Annotated in this window: 14 protein-coding genes; 5 read left to right on the forward strand and 9 right to left on the reverse strand. The window is 71.8% G+C overall.

The window, feature by feature from the left end; all coding sequences use genetic code 11:
- Positions 1-119: 119 nt before the first annotated feature.
- The 4 genes from ACFYO5_RS12045 to ACFYO5_RS12060 form a co-directional block, all read right to left on the reverse strand.
- Positions 120-560 (reverse strand): SRPBCC family protein, encoded by a 441-nt coding sequence (locus ACFYO5_RS12045; protein WP_388707442.1) that lies wholly within the window; start codon positions 558-560, stop codon positions 120-122.
- Positions 561-682: 122 nt separating this feature from the next.
- A complete protein-coding gene (locus ACFYO5_RS12050; RefSeq protein ID WP_388707445.1) occupies positions 683-1,471 on the reverse strand; it encodes a polysaccharide deacetylase family protein in 789 nt (262 codons plus the stop codon).
- Between the two features lie 190 nt (positions 1,472-1,661).
- Positions 1,662-3,113, reverse strand: a complete 1,452-nt coding sequence (locus ACFYO5_RS12055) for a family 43 glycosylhydrolase (RefSeq protein ID WP_388707448.1) — start codon at positions 3,111-3,113, stop codon at positions 1,662-1,664.
- Between the two features lie 36 nt (positions 3,114-3,149).
- The gene (locus tag ACFYO5_RS12060) at positions 3,150-4,664 is read right to left on the reverse strand and encodes a family 43 glycosylhydrolase (RefSeq protein ID WP_388707451.1); all 1,515 of its coding nucleotides are present in this window, start codon (positions 4,662-4,664) and stop codon (positions 3,150-3,152) included.
- 698 nt (positions 4,665-5,362) lie between these two features.
- Between ACFYO5_RS12060 and ACFYO5_RS12065 the strand changes: the two genes are divergently transcribed.
- On the forward strand, positions 5,363-5,542 hold the full coding sequence (locus ACFYO5_RS12065; protein ID WP_356562585.1) for a hypothetical protein: 180 nt from the start codon (positions 5,363-5,365) through the stop codon (positions 5,540-5,542).
- 157 nt (positions 5,543-5,699) lie between these two features.
- Here the strand turns inward: ACFYO5_RS12065 and ACFYO5_RS12070 are convergent, their stop codons facing one another.
- Positions 5,700-6,266 (reverse strand): CGNR zinc finger domain-containing protein, encoded by a 567-nt coding sequence (locus ACFYO5_RS12070; protein WP_388707454.1) that lies wholly within the window; start codon positions 6,264-6,266, stop codon positions 5,700-5,702.
- Between the two features lie 235 nt (positions 6,267-6,501).
- On the opposite strand from ACFYO5_RS12070, the gene ACFYO5_RS12075 reads away from it, so the two are divergent.
- The 3 genes from ACFYO5_RS12075 (at position 6,502) to ACFYO5_RS12085 (ending at position 9,770) form a co-directional block, all read left to right on the forward strand.
- On the forward strand, positions 6,502-7,587 hold the full coding sequence (locus ACFYO5_RS12075; protein WP_388707457.1) for a GNAT family N-acetyltransferase: 1,086 nt from the start codon (positions 6,502-6,504) through the stop codon (positions 7,585-7,587).
- Positions 7,588-7,697: 110 nt separating this feature from the next.
- A complete protein-coding gene (locus ACFYO5_RS12080; RefSeq protein ID WP_388707459.1) occupies positions 7,698-8,819 on the forward strand; it encodes an NAD(+)/NADH kinase in 1,122 nt (373 codons plus the stop codon).
- Positions 8,820-9,164: 345 nt separating this feature from the next.
- The gene (locus ACFYO5_RS12085; protein ID WP_356562592.1) at positions 9,165-9,770 is read left to right on the forward strand and encodes a response regulator transcription factor; all 606 of its coding nucleotides are present in this window, start codon (positions 9,165-9,167) and stop codon (positions 9,768-9,770) included.
- A gap of 45 nt (positions 9,771-9,815) precedes the next feature.
- On the opposite strand, the gene ACFYO5_RS12090 is transcribed toward ACFYO5_RS12085, so the two are convergent.
- From ACFYO5_RS12090 to ACFYO5_RS12100, 3 genes are all read right to left on the reverse strand, one after another.
- Entirely contained in the window at positions 9,816-11,075 is a 1,260-nt protein-coding gene (locus ACFYO5_RS12090) for a histidine kinase (protein ID WP_356562594.1), read from the reverse strand.
- A gap of 229 nt (positions 11,076-11,304) precedes the next feature.
- On the reverse strand, positions 11,305-13,572 hold the full coding sequence (locus ACFYO5_RS12095; RefSeq protein WP_388707462.1) for a TOMM precursor leader peptide-binding protein: 2,268 nt from the start codon (positions 13,570-13,572) through the stop codon (positions 11,305-11,307).
- On the reverse strand, positions 13,569-13,748 hold the full coding sequence (locus ACFYO5_RS12100; RefSeq protein WP_388707465.1) for a hypothetical protein: 180 nt from the start codon (positions 13,746-13,748) through the stop codon (positions 13,569-13,571). Before ACFYO5_RS12100 ends, ACFYO5_RS12095 begins: the two co-directional genes overlap by 4 nt.
- 265 nt (positions 13,749-14,013) lie before the next feature.
- On the opposite strand from ACFYO5_RS12100, the gene ACFYO5_RS12105 reads away from it, so the two are divergent.
- Entirely contained in the window at positions 14,014-14,832 is an 819-nt protein-coding gene (locus tag ACFYO5_RS12105) for an AfsR/SARP family transcriptional regulator (protein WP_356562600.1), read from the forward strand.
- A gap of 28 nt (positions 14,833-14,860) precedes the next feature.
- Here the strand turns inward: ACFYO5_RS12105 and rfbH are convergent, their stop codons facing one another.
- Positions 14,861-16,165 (reverse strand): lipopolysaccharide biosynthesis protein RfbH, encoded by a 1,305-nt coding sequence (rfbH, locus tag ACFYO5_RS12110; protein WP_388707468.1) that lies wholly within the window; start codon positions 16,163-16,165, stop codon positions 14,861-14,863.
- Positions 16,166-16,245: the final 80 nt, after the last annotated feature.

The following is a 16,245-nucleotide window of genomic DNA, read 5'->3' on the forward strand; positions in this document are numbered from 1 at the left end:
AGGGCTGCCCAGGGCGCCCCGGAGGCGCGGGCGGCGGCACGGAACGGCCGTTCGCACCTCGCGCGCTCCCCAGCGGGACGGGCGGGCCGGGGGTGGCGCCGGGGGCGGGGCGCGCGGGGTCAGGGCCGGCGCAGCAGGCGGTTGGCCGCGCGGCCGAACACCGTGCGGGCGAGGGGGCGTACCAGCGGATCCAGCGCGGACGGCACGGGGCGCGGCCGCAGTTCCTCGCGCCAGATGACCCGGGTCCGGCCGCCGGGGCCGGGGCGGACCTCGATCTCCGCCCAGCCCCGGACCACCCGGCCGCGCTTCTCCAGCCGGCACAGGCCCGGTTCGCCGTCCTGGGGAGGGCACCAGACGGTGACCTCCATGCGGTCGTCGAAGGCGAACGGCCCGATCCCGGTCCGGGCGACGAACACGGTGCCCTCCCGGTTCGGCCCGGGAGTGAGCACGGTGACGCGGGTCAACGGGACGACGTCACCGTGCCGCGTCCACTCGGTGAGCCGCCGCCAGGCCTCGTCGAGGGGGAGCGGTGCCGTGCGTTCGAACTGGAAGGTGGCCACGTGGTGATCGTAGGGAGTCCCCTCGGCCCGGCGGCGCGTTCGCCGGGGGCTCACACCGTTGGCTCAGTCAGGGACGGGCGTGCGAGCGTGCGCGGGGCCGCTCCCGCGGCGACCGCCGACGGTCATCGGTAGACCTCTCCGGCCTGCGCCCGGCCCGGCGCGAGGAGCTGGGGCACGGTCACGAAGACGTAGCCGCGTTCCTTCAGCGCGTCGATGATGCCGGGGACCGCGGGCACGGTCCCCGCGTAGATGTCGTGCAGCAGGATGATGCCGTCCCGCTCGGTCTGTTCGAGGACGCGGCGCCGGATCAGCGCGGAGTCCTCGGTCGTGTAGTCCTTGGCCGTCACGGTCCACAGCACCTCCGCGAGGCCCAGCTCACGGCAGATCTCGTGCACGGTGGAGTCCGTACGGCCCTGCGGCGGGCGCATCAGGGTGGGTCTGCGTCCCGTGAGGCGCTGTATCTCCCGGTTGGGGCGCTCCAGTTCCTCGTGTATCTCCCGCGGCGTCAGCTTCGTGAGGATCTTGTGGTCCCAGGTGTGGCTGGCCACCTCGTGACCCTCGTCGGCCATGCGCCGGACGAGCCGCGGGTACTTCTCGATGTGGTTCGCGCCGAGCAGGAAGAAGGTCGCCGGGACCTGTCTCTCCTTGAGGATGTCCAGCAGGCGGGCGGAGTTCTCGCTCGGGCCCGCGTCGAAGGTGAGCGCGACGCACCTGACCTCACGGCAGTCGACGGTGCCGAAGCGGACCGCCTGACCGGTGGACGCGGGCGCGGCGCGGACGGCGCTGGGTGCGGTGGGGTCGCCCCCGGCGCAGCCGGTCAGGGTCAGGGCCAGGCAGGCGGCGACAGCGCCGATTCCGGCCGTACGGAACGGGATCCCCGTTTTCTTCGTCTTCTTGGTCGGAGAAGGCATGCCGGGACTATACACAGGGCGTATAGCGGGTGACCTGGCCTTATTTCCTGGTGCGCGCGCCGATGGCGGCTGCCGCACGGACCGCCGCCACCCCTCCCGCTCGGCGCCCCCGAGGAAGACGTGCGCCCGGACGGCGAGGTGCCGTCCGGGCGCTGGCCGGTGGGGACGTGGGGTCAGGACGTGCGCTGCCTCACTGGGTGTAGAACGTCGCGTCCGCGCGGTCCGTCGCCGTGCTCGGCGCCTGTACGTTCAGCAGGTAGTCGTAGTGCCGCAGGTAGCGCCCCGGGTAGTTGTACGACTCGTACGACACTCCCGCCGCGTCGGACAGTCCCGCGCGCCGGTTGAAGGTGGCGTCGGCCGCGAACTGCGCGGTGCCGTCGTTCTTCTCCACCCATGCCTCGAAGTTCTTGTGCCGCAGGTAGTAGCCGGGGAAGTTGGCCGACTCCAGGGACACCGTGCCACTGCCGGCGAGGCCGGGCACGACCCGGAACTGCGAGTCCGCGAGCGGGCTGACGTTCGCCTCGACGCGGGCGCGGTACTCCCAGTGCCGGATGAAGCGGTCGGGGAGGTTGTAGGAGGAGAAGCGCTGCGGGGTGACCCCGTCGGCGACCGGGATGCCGAAGTCGGGGGTGCCGTCGGCCTTCCAGTACAGCTTCTGCACGCGGGTGCGGCGGTTGGGGTCGTTCAGCGGGTCGCCGGTGATGTCCTTGTAGCTGCGGTCGTGGTAGACGAGGACGTCGGACTTGCCGTCCTCGGACACGGTGAAGGAGTTGTGGCCGGGCCCGTACTGCGAGGTGGCGGCGTTGGTTTTGAACACCGGCTGCGAGCCCTTGGACCAGGACGCCGGGTTGGTGAGGTCGGCGGTCGCGGAGGCGGTCAGCAGGCCGAGGCAGTAGTTGGCGTCGGTCGCGCTCGCCGAGTAGCTCATGAAGACCTTGCCGCCGTGCTGGATCACGGCCGGGCCCTCGTTGACCTTGTAGCCGACGGTCTCCCAGGACAGGGTGGGCTGCGAGATCTCCGCCGGGGTGCCGGTGATCGTCCAGGGGTTCGCCATCTTCGCGACGAACAGGCTCGTGTTGTTCTCCTCGGCCGGGTTGCGCTGTGCCCAGGCGAGGTAGCGCACGCCGTTCACGACGAACGTGGTGGCGTCCAGGGAGAAGGTCTCCCAGGTGGTTTTGATCTGCCCCTTCTCGGCCCAGCTCGCGGTGAGCGGGTTGCTGCCGGTGCCCTCCAGCACGTACATGCGGATCGCCCACACGTCGTTGGTGGCGCCGGCCGCGAAGTAGACGTACCACTTGCCGTCGATGAAGTGGATCTCCGGTGCCCAGATGTGGGCGCCCATGCTGCCGCTGGCGTGCTGGGTCCAGATGGTGGTCTCGGGGGCCGTCGACAGGCCCTGGATGGTCGTCGCCCGGCGCAGCACGATGCGGTCGTACTCGGGGACCGTGGCGGTGAAGTAGTAGTAGCCGTCCGTGTGTTTGAAGATGTGCGGATCGGCGCGCTTCTCCACGAGCGGGTTGGTGTAGGTCACGCCGGGGGAGGCGGGCACGGCGGCCTGCGCGGTGCCGGCGGGTCCGGCGAAGCAGGTGGCGGCCAGGGCCACCAGCGCGGCCGTGATCAGGCGTAGGGCGTTGCGTCTCAAGGGGGTTCTCCGGATCGCGGGGGGGAGCGGGGGGAATCAGGTCGTGGGCACGAGCCGCCACTGCTGGCACGTGTTGTTCAGCCAGGTCCACTGCCGTACGTCGGTGCCGTTCGCGGTACCGCAGTCCGCCACGTCGGCGACTTTGCCGCTGTTCTCGTTGACGAGCCGCACGTAGTCGCCGCTCGCGGTGAACACGGCACGGAACCGCTGGCACTTGTTGTTCAGCCACGACCACTGACGCAGGTCGGCGCCGTCCGCGGTGGAGCACCCGGCGGTGTCGAGCACCCCGCCGGTCGCCACGTTGACCAACCGGCTGGTGTCGTCGCCGAGGTCCTCGATCCGCCACTTCTGGTTGGCCCCGCCGGTGCAGGTCCACTGCGCGACGTTCGTGCCGTCGGCGGCCGAACCGCCCGACACGTCGAGGCACTTGCCGCTGTTGCGGTTGACCAGGGTGTACGCGGTCGGGGTGGCCGCCGTCTCGCCGGACGGGCCGGGCAGCGTCGTGCCGAGCGCCACCGGAGTGCCGAGGTCGGGGGTGCCGTCGGCGTTCCAGGTGAACTTCTGCGCCCTGGTCGTGCGGGCGTTGCCGCAGCCGGCGCCGGCCGAGGAGTTGGCGTGGTAGACGATCCAGCTCTCCGTGCCGTCGGGGGAGGTGAAGAAGCCGTTGTGGCCGGGGCCGTAGACGCCGTTGGTGTCACTGCGCTGGAAGACGGGCGTCTGTCTCTTCGTCCAGGACGCCGGATTCAGCGGGTCGGATCCCGTCAGTTCCAGCCGGCCGAGCTTGTAGTCGGCGGTCTGGCAGGAGCTGGCGGAGTACGTGAGGAACGTGCGGCCGTCGTGGTAGAGCGGTTCCGGGCCCTCGTTCACGGGGGAGCCCACCCGTTCCCAGTCCAGGGTCGGGCTGGAGATGACCGTGAAGGCACTGCTGGAGAGCGTGTACGGGTTGCTCATCGGCGCGATGACCAGGCTCTGCGGGCCGCCGTTCACGAAGCCGCTTCCGACGAGGAAGAGTCTGCCGTTCGCCTCCAGCACGCTCGCGTCGATCAGCCAGCCGCCCGGGGTGAGGTTGGAGCCGGTGAGCGAGCCCTTGTAGGTGTAGGGGCCGAGCGGGTCGGTGCCGGCGCTCTCCAGGACGTGGGTGCGCTGGGAGTCGCAGCAGGCGACCCCGCCCTGTCCTGCCGAGTAGTACAGGTACCAGTGGCCGTCGAACTGGTGGATCTCGGGCGCCCAGATGTTGGTGTTGCGGGTCGACGTGGTGTCCGACCACACCTGCACGGTGGGCGCGGTGGTGAGTCCCGCCAGGGTGGGCGCCTTGCGCATGCCCAGGACACCGGTGAACGTCGTGGTGACCAGGTAGTAGTTGCCGTCGTGGTACTGAAGCCACGGGTCGGCGCCCTTCGCCGCCTTCAGCGGGTTGGTGTAGGGGCGGCCCGCCGCCGCGGACACCGGCTGCGTCGCCGCGACCAGGGCGACGAGCGCGACGAGGAGCGTGAGCACACAAGCCGGCAGGGAGCTGCGCGCGGTCAGCCCGCGGACACGCCGACGGAACATCCGAGGCATACAGACCGTCCCTTGTCCGTCATTTCGAACACAGTTCGTAACTTCGGCCAGAAGATAGGCGTCACGCAAGGCCTCGTCAATGGTTTCGGCAAGCGGCCGCCGAAGGGCGGTGGCGGTCGGCCGGCCCGCCGGCGTGCGCGGCGAGCGCGGTCGGCGTGGCGACCCGCGACGGACGGGGGCCGGCACCGCGAGGGCGAGGCGCCGGCGGCGAGCCTGGAGCGGCGCGCCGCGGCCCCATCCGCCGCGGCCCCAACCGCCCCGGCCCCAACCGCCCCGGCCCATTCGCCTCGGCCCGGCAGAACGCCGTCGGCCGGCCCTTGACGCGCGGAACGGCCCGGCTCGCGGGGTGGTCGGGCCCTTCCGTCCGATCCGGAAGGCGAGGGAGGGGCGCCCGCGGTACTCGGGCGGAGGGGCGGGGCGGCGCGACCGATCCCGCCTGCCCGCCCACCGGTCGAGCCTCCTCCTCGACGGGGCGAGCGCCCGTGCCGGCGTCCGGGCCGACGGCCTCGGCGGGCCGATCGTGGCGACGGTGGCCACGCTGCCGGACGCCGAGAGGTCCGAGCTGATCCGGGAAGGGTCTCCCCGGCATGCGTCACCGTTCTGACCGGTGACGGACTCGCGCGGGCCGGGTATCCTCGGTACCGAGTGGGTCGCGAACCGCAGTGCACGTCCGAACCCCGGAGGATGAGATGGCGCACGAAGAGAACGCCCCCGACGTCGCGGAGGCGGCCCGTCGCGCCCGGTTCGGTGCGCTGCCGGAGCGGATCACGCCGGCCGAGATGGTCGAGGAGAAGCCGGCCGGCGTCATCGATCCGGCCAGGAACAACTACAACGACGACGAGTGGCTCGTCCGTATGGGCGCCTTCTGAGACGACCGATGGCGCTCGCCGGGGCGGCCGGGTCCCGGGCGGAGCCGGGTGGAGTCCCGGGACGGCCGGCCCTGAGCGGGGCCGGTGCGGCAGCCGGTGCGGCCTCCAGTGCGGTAGGTCCTCGCGCGCCGCTGCGCCGGGCCCGTCCGAGGGGCCTTCAGCAGGCGGCGGTCGCCGGTGCCGCCTTCTTGCGGGCGCGGTAGGCGGCCGCCTTCACCCGGTTTCCGCACGGCTCCATGCCGCACCACTGACGGCGTGCCCCGCGGGACCGGTCCGGATAGACGCGGGTGCACTCCGGATTGCCGCACTCCTTCAGCAGCGCCGCCTCCGTCCCGCCGAGCAGCTCCACGGCAAGGCGGGCCACCGCGGCCAGCGCCTCGGCGGGCGTCGCCTCCGTCCACCGCCCGGAGGCGGTGAGCTGCGGCGAGGCGGAGGGCCTGGCGGCCGCGCCGTTCACGACGGCCAGCGCCTCGTCGTCGTACCGCTCGCCGCGCAGCCGGGCCGTGACCAGGGCGTACACGGCCTCCCGCACCCGGACCGCCTGCTCGACGTCGGTCTCGCGGCAGCCCGGCGACAGGCCGTCCACGATCCCCGCCCCGAGGTACCAGGCGTCCAGCCGCTCCGGCGACACGAGCGTCTCGCACCGCAGGGTGCGCCGGGCGCGGAGGGTGGCGGCGAGGTCGAGCGCGGGGTTGCCGCACACGAAGGCGTGGTCGGGACTCATCGTCACCATCCTGACGGGTGATGCCGAGGCCCGCAACGCGCTGCGAGAGCGTTCCCGCTCCCGGACCGTTCACCCGTACCCGCGATTCTTCGGCTGAACGTTCATATGCGGCAATCTTCCCGTTCCGGAAACGGCGGTCACGCTTCTCGCGGATCATGGACGGGCCGGAAGGGACGGGTTCGGCAACGGTTTCCGTCGGCCGCGCCGCCCGCTCCCCGCGACACCTGGAGTCCGCATGACCACACCGCGTATCGACCTCGTCCACCCCGGGGACCTGGCCCCCGCGGACCTCGCGTCCTGGAACGAGCTGCGCGTCACGACCGCGACCGCCGCGAACCCGTTCATGAGCGCGGAGTTCACCCAGGCGGTCGGCCGGGTCCGGCCCGACACCCGGGTGGCGGTCCTGCGCCGCGGCAGGCGGTCCGTCGGCTACTTCCCCCACCAGCGCGGACGTTGGGGCTACGGCCGCGCGGTCGGGCTGGGCGTCTCCGACTGCCAGGGCGCCGTGCTCGAACCCGGCGTCCACCTGGAGGCCCAGTACCTGATGCGGGCCTGCTCCCTCAACGCCTGGGAGTTCAACCACCTCGAAAGCGGACAGGACCTGTTCCTGCCGTACGCCACCGGGCAGTTCGCCTCGCCCGTCGTCGACCTCACCGCCGGCTTCCAGCGGTACGAGCGGCATCTGCGCGAGCACGCGCGCGGCTTCCTGAAGGCGGCCAGGGCACAGGAGCGCCGTATGGTCCGCAACCTCGGCCCGCTCCGCTACGTCCACGACGAACGCGACCCCGCGGCCCTGCGCGCGCTCATCTCCTGGAAGTCCGCCCACTACCGGCGCACCGGCCGCCGCGACCCCTTCGCGCAGCCGTGGATCACCCGGCTCGTCCACCTCCTCGCGGACACCGCCGCACCCGACTGCTCCGGCATCCTCTCGGTGCTCTACGCCGCCGACCGGCCCGTCGCCGCCCACTTCGGCCTGCGCTCCCGCACCGTCTTCTCCTGCTGGTTCCCCTCCTACGACCGCGCCCTCGCCACCTACTCGCCCGGCCGCGTCCTGTGTCTGCGCATGATCGAGGCCGCCGCCGCGTCCGGCATCCACCTGTTCGACTTCGGCCGGGGGGAGGCCGCGTACAAGAACTCCTTCAAGACGGGTGACCTCCTGGTCCACGAGGGGGCGCTGCGCACGTCCGGACCGGGAGCCGCCCTGCACTGGCTCCGCCGCGAACCCGTGGGCGCCGCGCACCGCCTGGTCCGCGACCACCCCGCCCTGAAGCGGGCGGCCCTGCGTGCCCTGAGCGCGGTGGGCACGGCGCGCGGGCGCTGACCTCCGGTCCTCGGTCCCGGTCCTGTTCCCGGAAGCGGGGCGTGGCGTGCCTGGCGGGGCGGCGTCGGCGGTGTTTTGCTGGCCGTCCGCCAGGTGATGTGGAGGCTGACATGACGGTGAGCCGGCTGGGACTCGTCGTGCACGGAGGGCGCCCGGAGGCCGCGGAGGCCGCCCGCGTCGTGCACGCCTGGTGCGCGGAGCACTCCGTGTCGTGCACGGACATCGACGTGTGGCGGGACGGCGGGCGGCACAGCGCGGGGGAGGAGGTCGAGGCCGCCGGGAACCCCGACCTCGTCGTCACCCTCGGCGGCGACGGCACGTTCCTGCGCGGCGCCCGGCTGGCTGCCGAGAACGACGCCCTGGTCCTCGGCGTCGACCTGGGCCGCGTGGGCTTCCTCACCGAGGTGCCCGTCGCCGAGGTGCGTACGGCCCTGGACGCCGTGCGGGAGGAACGGCTCACCGTGGAGAACCGGCTGCTGCTGACGATGCGCGCCTCGCGCCGGCTGGAGGTCCCCGAGGAGATGGAGGCGCTGCTGAAGTACGGCCGCGGACCGCTGCTGCCGCCGCCCCGGGTGCGCGAGGACTGCGAGGTCGACGACGAGTGGGGCATTCCCCTGCATGTGTTCGCGCTGAACGACATCGTGCTGGAGAAGCTGTCGCGGGACCGCCAGGTGTCCGTCGGCGTCTACGTCTCCGGACGGCTCCTGGCGTCCTACTCCGCCGACGCCCTGCTGGTGGCGACACCGACGGGCTCGACCGCCTACAGCTTCGCCGCCGGCGGCCCCGTCGTCTCGCCGCGCGCCGAGGCCCTCGTCTTCACGCCGGTCGCCCCGCACATGGCGTTCGACCGGTCGGTGGTGACGGCGCCGGACGAGCCCGTCGGGCTGCGCGTCCTCGAACGGTCGGGCCGGGCCGCCGTCAGCATCGACGGCCAGTTGCGCGGGGTCCTCGACCCGGGCGACTGGATCGGCGTCTACGCGGCGCCGCGCCGGCTGCGGGCGGTGCGGCTCGGGCCGACGGACTTCTACGGCCGGCTGCGGGAGCGGATGAACCTCACCGACGCCCCGGCCGCCGTCGCCGACGGGAACGCCTCCCGGCTGTGGTCGGTGACGACGCCCCCGCCCGGCGACATGGCCCACCTCGTGCTGCCCACGCCCTCGCTGGAGGCGAAGCCGGAACCGACGCAGGGGTCGGCTCCGGGGTCGGCGCCGGAGCCCACGCGGGGGTCCTAGCGGTTCGTGCGGTCCGGCCGTCGGGACCGGCTGGGAGGGCCCGGCCGCACCGGGTGTCTCGAAGTCGACGATCCTCCGGGACGACGGGAGTTTCCCGGCGGGAGCATTCGGCGGTGTGTGGAACCAGACGTCGTGAATACGCGTTGACGGGACAGTGGTTCGGTTCCCTCGACATTTTTTCTCTCTCGAAGGCCGGCTGAGAGGCGGCCACCCCCTTCCGTAAGCGGAGTTCGGTGGGTACTCCGTTGGTTTATAAGGGGTTTGGGTGGTTTGGGGCCGCCGTTTGGATATTCGGATGAGAGTATGGGGTGCGGGCGTCTTGGAGACGGTCGATGTGAGGGGTGCATGATAAAAATCCTGATCGCCGAGGACATGGTGATGCTCCGTCGGGCGCTCGCCGAACTCTTGGCGTTGGAAGAGGATTTCGAGGTGGTGGCCGAAATCGACCGAGGCGATGAGATCGTCGCGAAGGCGCGCGCACTGAAACCGGATGTGGCCGTACTCGACATCGGTCTCCCCGGCATGGACGGCATCACCGCGGCGGCCGAGCTGAGCGTCGAGGTGCCGGACTGCCGGATTCTCATGCTCACCGGCTTCGGCAATGCCAGTACGCTGCGCCGGGCACTGGCCACCCGCGCCATGGGTTTTCTGCGCAAGGACGCGGACCCCGCTCAACTCGTGAGCGCCATAAGGGCGGTCGCGGCCGGCAAGCGGGTGGTCGACCCCCAGCTGGCGGTCGCGGCGCTCGACGACGTGACCCAGCCGCTGGCTCCGCGCGAACTGGAAGTGCTCCGCCTCGCCGCCGGGGGCGAGGGCACCCCGGCGATCGCCCGCCGCCTGTTCCTCTCCCCGGGCACGGTGCGGAACTACCTCAGCAGCGCCGTGGTCAAGCTCGGTGCCCGCAATCGCATGGACGCGGTGCGGATCGCGCGCGAGAGTGGCTGGATCTGACGGGTACCCGATGGGGCCCGCCGCGGCCGGGCCGTCCGCGGCCGCTCAGGCCACTGTCGCCGAATCGTGCACGTCTGCGTCGGAGGGGTGCGCCGGCTCCCCGGAGGGCCACAGGAGGCGGCGCGCGGACGCCCGGGTCTCGGACGGGAGGGGGACGACCGCCGTCAGCGAGAACCAGTTCGTGTCCCTGATCTCCGTGCTGAGCCGGCCCTCGACCGCCTCGACGCGTGCGCGGAGGTTGTCGAGACCGCTTCCGGGCCGGGCGTTGCCGGGCGGAGAGGCCGGGCGGCCGGTCAGCCCGTCGTTGGCCACGGTCATCCTGACGGTGCCGTCCTCGGCATCGAGGTCGACGACGCAGGTGCCGACCTTGCTGTGGCGCAACATGTTGGTGGCCGCCTCCCGCAGCACCGTCGCCAGAATCGTCTCGATCTCGGGCGGCAGAGGCCCGGTGCCGCCTCGGAACGCGGCCTGGATGCCCATCGCCCTGAGGGTGCGGAAGACGGTGTCGACCTCGGTGGCCAGGGACATGGCGCGGTAGGTCTGCGAGACGGCCCGCACGTCGGCGAACGCCCGCTGGGTGGTGTCGAGGATCTCGGTCAGTTCCTGCTGGAGGCGGGCGTGCTTGGAGGGGGGCAGCCGCCGAGCCAGTTCGCACTTGAACGCGATGGTGGTCAGGCTCATGCCCAGCAGGTCGTGCAGATCGCGGGAGAAGCGCAGCCGTTCGGCCTCCAGCGCCATGCGGGTCAGCTCGGTGCGGGTGTGGTGGGCTTCCTGGACCAGGCGGGTCAGCTCCGAGAGCCCGAACACCACCAGGCCGGTCAGCGTGGTCGCGACCGTCCCGTACCAGAGTGATCCACGGCCCATTCCGCTCCCCAGCACCAGCAGGCTGGACGAGCCCACGATCGCCGCGAACGTCGGCCACGCCCAGCGGGGCGGCAGGACGAGCAGGGCGGAACCGGCGAGGAAGCCCGGTGTGGCGAGCCAGGACTCGGCGAAGGTGAGGAACGGCAGGTAGGTGAGGAGAACCTGGAAACCGAGGGTCCAGTACGGTCGTCGAGCCAGCCGGGGCCACAACCGGGGGAAGGAATGCACCAGTTGGACGGCGTAGACGAGAAGGAGGGTCAGGATGCCCGCGGCGAACCTGACCGGTGAGAGCCGGTCCTCCAGCAGATAGCCCAAGGCGATCCCGAAGAAGGCCACCAGCACGGCGAGGGTGATGGCTGTGGAGGTGCCGAGAGCCAGGTCCCTGCTTCTCGCGCCCTCCCGCTCGACGCGCGCGTGCTGGTGCAGGGCAGAACCTTGCATCTCTTCCTCCCCCGGACGAACCGAACGAATGAGTGAGTCAGGTTGTGCCTCTCCCCACCCTCTCACAGCGAACGAGGAGGATGGGAACGCGTAATCGATTCTAAGCGATGGGTGCCGTTCCGCTACGGCGTTCCGTGAGTGGCGGACATTTCTCATGGCCTCGCCGCGGAAATCCGCTCCTCACCCAAAGGCCGGAACCGGCGGACAGAAAGGGGAATGTTTCATTCCGTCATAGGTGCAGCGGCAGCGGATTGAGCTGAGCGAAATCTTTCGGCCGGGTGAGGCGGCCGAGTGCGACGGGCACGTCGAACAGCCGGCCGGGGCCCCATCCCGCCCAGTGCGGACGCAGACCGGGGATCAGCACCTTGGCGACGGGCAGTTCCACATCGGGTCGGGTCTGGTCGAGGACCATGACGTCGAGGCGGTGCCGGCGCAACAGGGCGACCAGGGACTCGACCTGCGCCGCGGCGTCGGCGGGGGGCCGCAGCGACGCGCGGGGCCGGGTGGACCGGCGGGCGGCCGGCAGGAGGTAGGGCTGGTTGGCCGTGGTGGCGTGCCCGAACCAGCGCAGCGCCTCCGGGTCGGTGCCGGTGTACGCGGAGGCGCCCCCGACCGGTTCGCCCGCCAACGGCGGCAGCATCTGGGTGAGTTCGGTGAGCGCCCGGCGCAGGGCGACGCGCGGATCGAAGTGCGCGCCGAAACCCAGCGCGAGATCCTCGGCGGGCCCGCCCGTCCGCGCCGACACGGCGGCCACCACGGGAATCCCGAGGTCGGACGTCAGATCGAGGGCCCACACCGTCCTGCCCATGTCCCTCAGGACGGCCCGGAGCCGCGTGATCCACGGGTCGCCCGCGTCCAGCGCCACCCCGGGTTGCCGGGTGCGGTTGTACCACCACAGGGCGATCGCGTCGCGCTCCACGAGTTCCAGGCAGCCGTGGACGATCGCGTCCTCCAGGCTCGTCCCGGCGGCGGCTCCGTTGGAGGTGGCCCGGCAGAAGCCGGCGTCCGCGTCCGGGGCGTTGTAGTAGAGCAGACTCGTGGGCGCCAGCCGCTGCCGCCCCTCGGTCAGCGACCAGACGGGGGTCCAGTCGAGCGGGGCGTCCTCGTCGAAGGGTTCGGGCACCTGGTGGAACGGACCGTGCGCGCGGTTCCACGCCTCACGGTCCTCGAACTGCCGCCGGTGGAAGAGCTGGACGCTGTCCGGATGGACGGCGAGGGGGCCCAGTCGCCGGTAGCTGGCGCGCCGGCGCGGCTCGTCGCCCTGGAAGTAGCCGCTGCACCGCTCCAGTGCCTCGGCCAAGGCGCTGACCCTGGCGTGCAGTTCGGTGACGCCCTTGCCGGAGCCCGGGCTCCGCAGCGGGGAGTGGAGTGCGGGTGGCGGCAGGGCCGGGTCCCAGGGCGGCAGCGCGAGCGCGTGGAAGCAGTTGAGGAACTCCGGTCCGCGCGGATCCCGGCGGATCTCGCCGACGAGACCGGTGACGGGGTCCACGAGGTGGTCGTACCGCTCCAGCGTCTCCCGCGGACCGCGCGTCCGGTGCCCGCCGCCGCTCGTGTCCCGGACCGGCTGGGGGGACAGCAGCACCGGGGCCGAGACCCGGTCGCGTACGAGCAGCGGATCGCCGCAGCCGGAGCACTGCGGTCGGCGCCGTACGGGATGGCGGCTGCTCTCCAGGGTGCGGGTGTCCAGTCGCCACAGGCTGTCCTGCGCGGTGTCGCGGTGACCGGCGAGCCACTTCCCCGCCTCCAGCAGGGCCAGTTGGAGGGCCGCGCCGCGCCCGGACGGCAGGTACGCCCGCCGGTGCGCGGCGGGACCGCTGTGCCCCAGCAGGTGCTGCACATACGCCTCGCCGCGCCGGCGCAGCCGGAGCCGGTCCGCCAGGCAACTCCAGCAGGGGCCGTCGCCGGGGGAGAAGAAGGGGCCGATCCACAGATGGGTGCCGTTGGCCCGCACGGGCAGCCAACTACGGCCCGCCGTACGGTGCTCCGCGTCCAGGGCGCTCAACCGCGGGTCGAGATAGTCGTGACACAGGGCCAGGGTCAGGGCGGCGGGCTCGCCCGGCGCCGCGAGGCGCAGCCCCGCCGCGGACACGGCCTCGTGCAGCGGCGCGTCCCCGTCCCCGGTGAGGTCGACCGCCGCCAGGACCCCGTCCCGTCCGTCGGCGGGCCGTACGTCCAGGCCCGTGAGGGACCAGTAGGCCCGCTCGGCGCCGTCGGCCCCGTCCTGCGGATAGGCGCACAGCAGGCCCGCGTCCAGCAGTCGGGTCACGAGCCGTTCGGCGAGTTCGGCCGGCAGCCGGGGCGAGGCGTCGGCGACGATGCCGGGCAGATCGCGGCTGCCGTCGAGCAGCGGGGCCAGCAGGGCGACCTGCTCCCCGCCGAGCGTCGTCACCCGGTCCTCCGTCATCAGGAAGACGGGCTCCCCCGGCCGCGATTCGACCCGCAGATGCGGGGCGAACCCGAGCCGGGGGAGCCCGTCGCCCGGGACCGTACGGTTCATCGAGACGTGGAGCCGCCGACCGTGGCCGACGGGGCGCCGAGCGCGGCAACCCAACAGATGCACATGTGGCTGTCCGCGTGTTCCCCGGGACCGTGGCCGAACTCCGTGATCACGAGATCGTCGGCGAACTCGGCGGCTGCCGTGTCACCTTCCAGGAGGGGCGTGATCCGTGACATATATGCTCCTTGTCGCTGTCGGCCGACTGCTGTGTGTCGCGCCGGCCCCCCCGGGGCCCGTGCACTGCCGCCATCCTTTCGGCCCCGCGGAGTGGTTACCAGTGCGTCCCGCACATGCGGCATATGAGATTTGCATATCTTGCGCATAGGTTCCTCATGTGTCTGTTCGGGTCGATGGCACTGGTTGAGTGCCGAAGCGGCCAGCGAGACTCCCTGGGCAAGGAGCCTTTCACGGTGCTCCGTCGACCACCTGGGGGAGACAAACGTGGACATATGGTTGCTGGGTCCGCTGACGGCCGAAGTGCGGGGCCGGTCGATCGTGCCGACCGCCGCCAAACCCCGGCAGATCCTCGCCCTGCTCGCCATCCACGCCAACCGGGTCCTGCCCGTCGGGACCCTGATGGAGGAGATCTGGGGCACCGAACCGCCCCAGAGCGCACTCGCCACCCTGCACACCTACATCCTTCAACTGCGCCGCCAGCTCACCGCGGCCTACGGTGCCGACGGCGGGGTGTCCGCCAAGGACGTCCTCGTCACCCAGTACGGCGGCTACTGCTGGCAGGCGCCCGTGGACTCCGTGGACGTGCCGCGGTACGAACGGCTGGTCGCCGCCGGGCGGATCGCCACCGCCGAGGACCGGCAGGAGAAGGCCTCGGCCCACTTCCGCGAGGCACTCGCGCTGTGGCGGGGGTCCGCGCTGGTGGACGTGCGGATAGGTCCCGTCCTGAGCATCGAGGTGGCGCGTCTGGAGGAGAGCCGGCTCGGCGTGCTGGAGCGGTGCCTCGAGGCGGATCTGAGGCTGGGACGCCACGCGGAGCTGCTGGCCGAACTGACCGAACTCACGGGGCGCCATCCGCTGCACGAGGGCCTGCACGCCCAGTGCATGACGGCGCTGTACCGGGCCGGCCGCTCCTGGCAGGCGTTGGACGTCTACCAGAGGCTGCGCCGTCGGCTGGCGGAGGAACTGGGGCTCTCGCCGTCGCCGCGTCTCCAGCGTCTGCAGCAGGCGGTGCTCGCCGCGGAGCCCTGGCTGGACGTGCCCGAGTACGGAGGGGACCCCGTGCTCGACCGGATGATCAGCTGACCCTCCCCCGGCCGACCGGCCGGACGGCTCAGCCGTTCTTGGTGACGAACTCGACGATGGACTCCCGCATGTAGTCGGTCATCTCCTCGGTGATGCCCGGGTACACCCCGATCCAGAAGCTCTGCTCCGTGATGATGTCGGAGTTGCGCAGATCCCCGGCCACCCGGTGCGCGGTGCCGAGATACGCCGGATGACGGGTGAGGTTGCCACCGAACAGCCGTCGCGTGCCGATGCGCCGTTCCTCCAGGAAGGCGATCAGGTCGCGGCGGGTGTAGGTGGCGTCCGGCAGCACCGTGATCACGAAACCGAACCAGCTCGGGTCGCTGCCGGGCGTGGCGGAGGGCAGCAGCAGACCGGGAACGTCCGCCAGCCCGTCCCGCAGCCGCTGCCAGTTGCGCCGCCGGGCCGCGCCGAACTCCGGCAGCTTCTTCAACTGGCTGAGTGCCAGGGCTCCTTGGAGATCGGTTGCCTTCATGTTGTAACCGATGTGGGAGAAGATGTACTTGTGGTCGTAGCCCTTGGGGAGGTCGCCCAGCTGGTAGTCGAACCGCTTGAGGCAGGTGTTGTCCTCGCCCGGCTCGCACCAGCAGTCCCGCCCCCAGTCGCGGAACGACTCGACGATACGGGCCAGTTCGAGATTGCGGGTCAGTACGCAGCCGCCCTCGCCCGTCGTGATGTGGTGGGCGGGGTAGAAGCTGACGGTGGCCAGATCGCCGAAGGTGCCCGTCATGCGGCCCTGGTACGTCGAGCCCACGGCGTCGCAGTTGTCCTCGATCAGGAACAGCTCGTGCTCCGTGGCGAGCTGCTGGATCTCCGCCACCTCGTAGGGGTTGCCGAGGGTGTGCGCGATCATGATGGCCCGGGTCCGGTCCGATATCGCCGCCCGGACACGCTCCGCCGTCGTGTTGTAGGTGCCGAGTTCGATGTCCACGAACACGGGCGTCAGACCGTTCTGGAAGATCGGGTTCACCGTGGTGGGGAAACCGCCGGCCACCGTGATCACCTCGTCGCCCGGGCGCAACCGCTGCTCGCCGAGCCGGGGGGAGGTCAGCGCCGAGAGCGCCAGCAGATTCGCCGACGACCCCGAGTTCACCAGGTGGGCCTTGCGCACGCCGATGTGGCGGGCGAACTGGCTCTCGAAGCGCCGGGAGTGGGCCCCGGCCGCGATCCGCAGATCCAGGGCGGCCTCCACCAGGGCGACCCGGTCCTCCCCGTCCAGGACGGCCCCCGAGGAGAGGATGGGCGTCACTCCCGGCTGGAAATTCCCTGGCTGCTGCTGCCGGTGATACTCGCGAACCTGCTCCAGGACCAGAGCCTTGGTGTCCGACGTCATAGCCGTCCCTCCCGTAAGGATTGCCTCGGGACCATGCTGGCGCGGATCGGTCGAGGAGCCGTGGAGTCCCCGCCGAAGCG

The organism is Streptomyces sp. NPDC006259 (assembly GCF_042870975.1).
Lineage (GTDB): Bacteria > Actinomycetota > Actinomycetes > Streptomycetales > Streptomycetaceae > Streptomyces.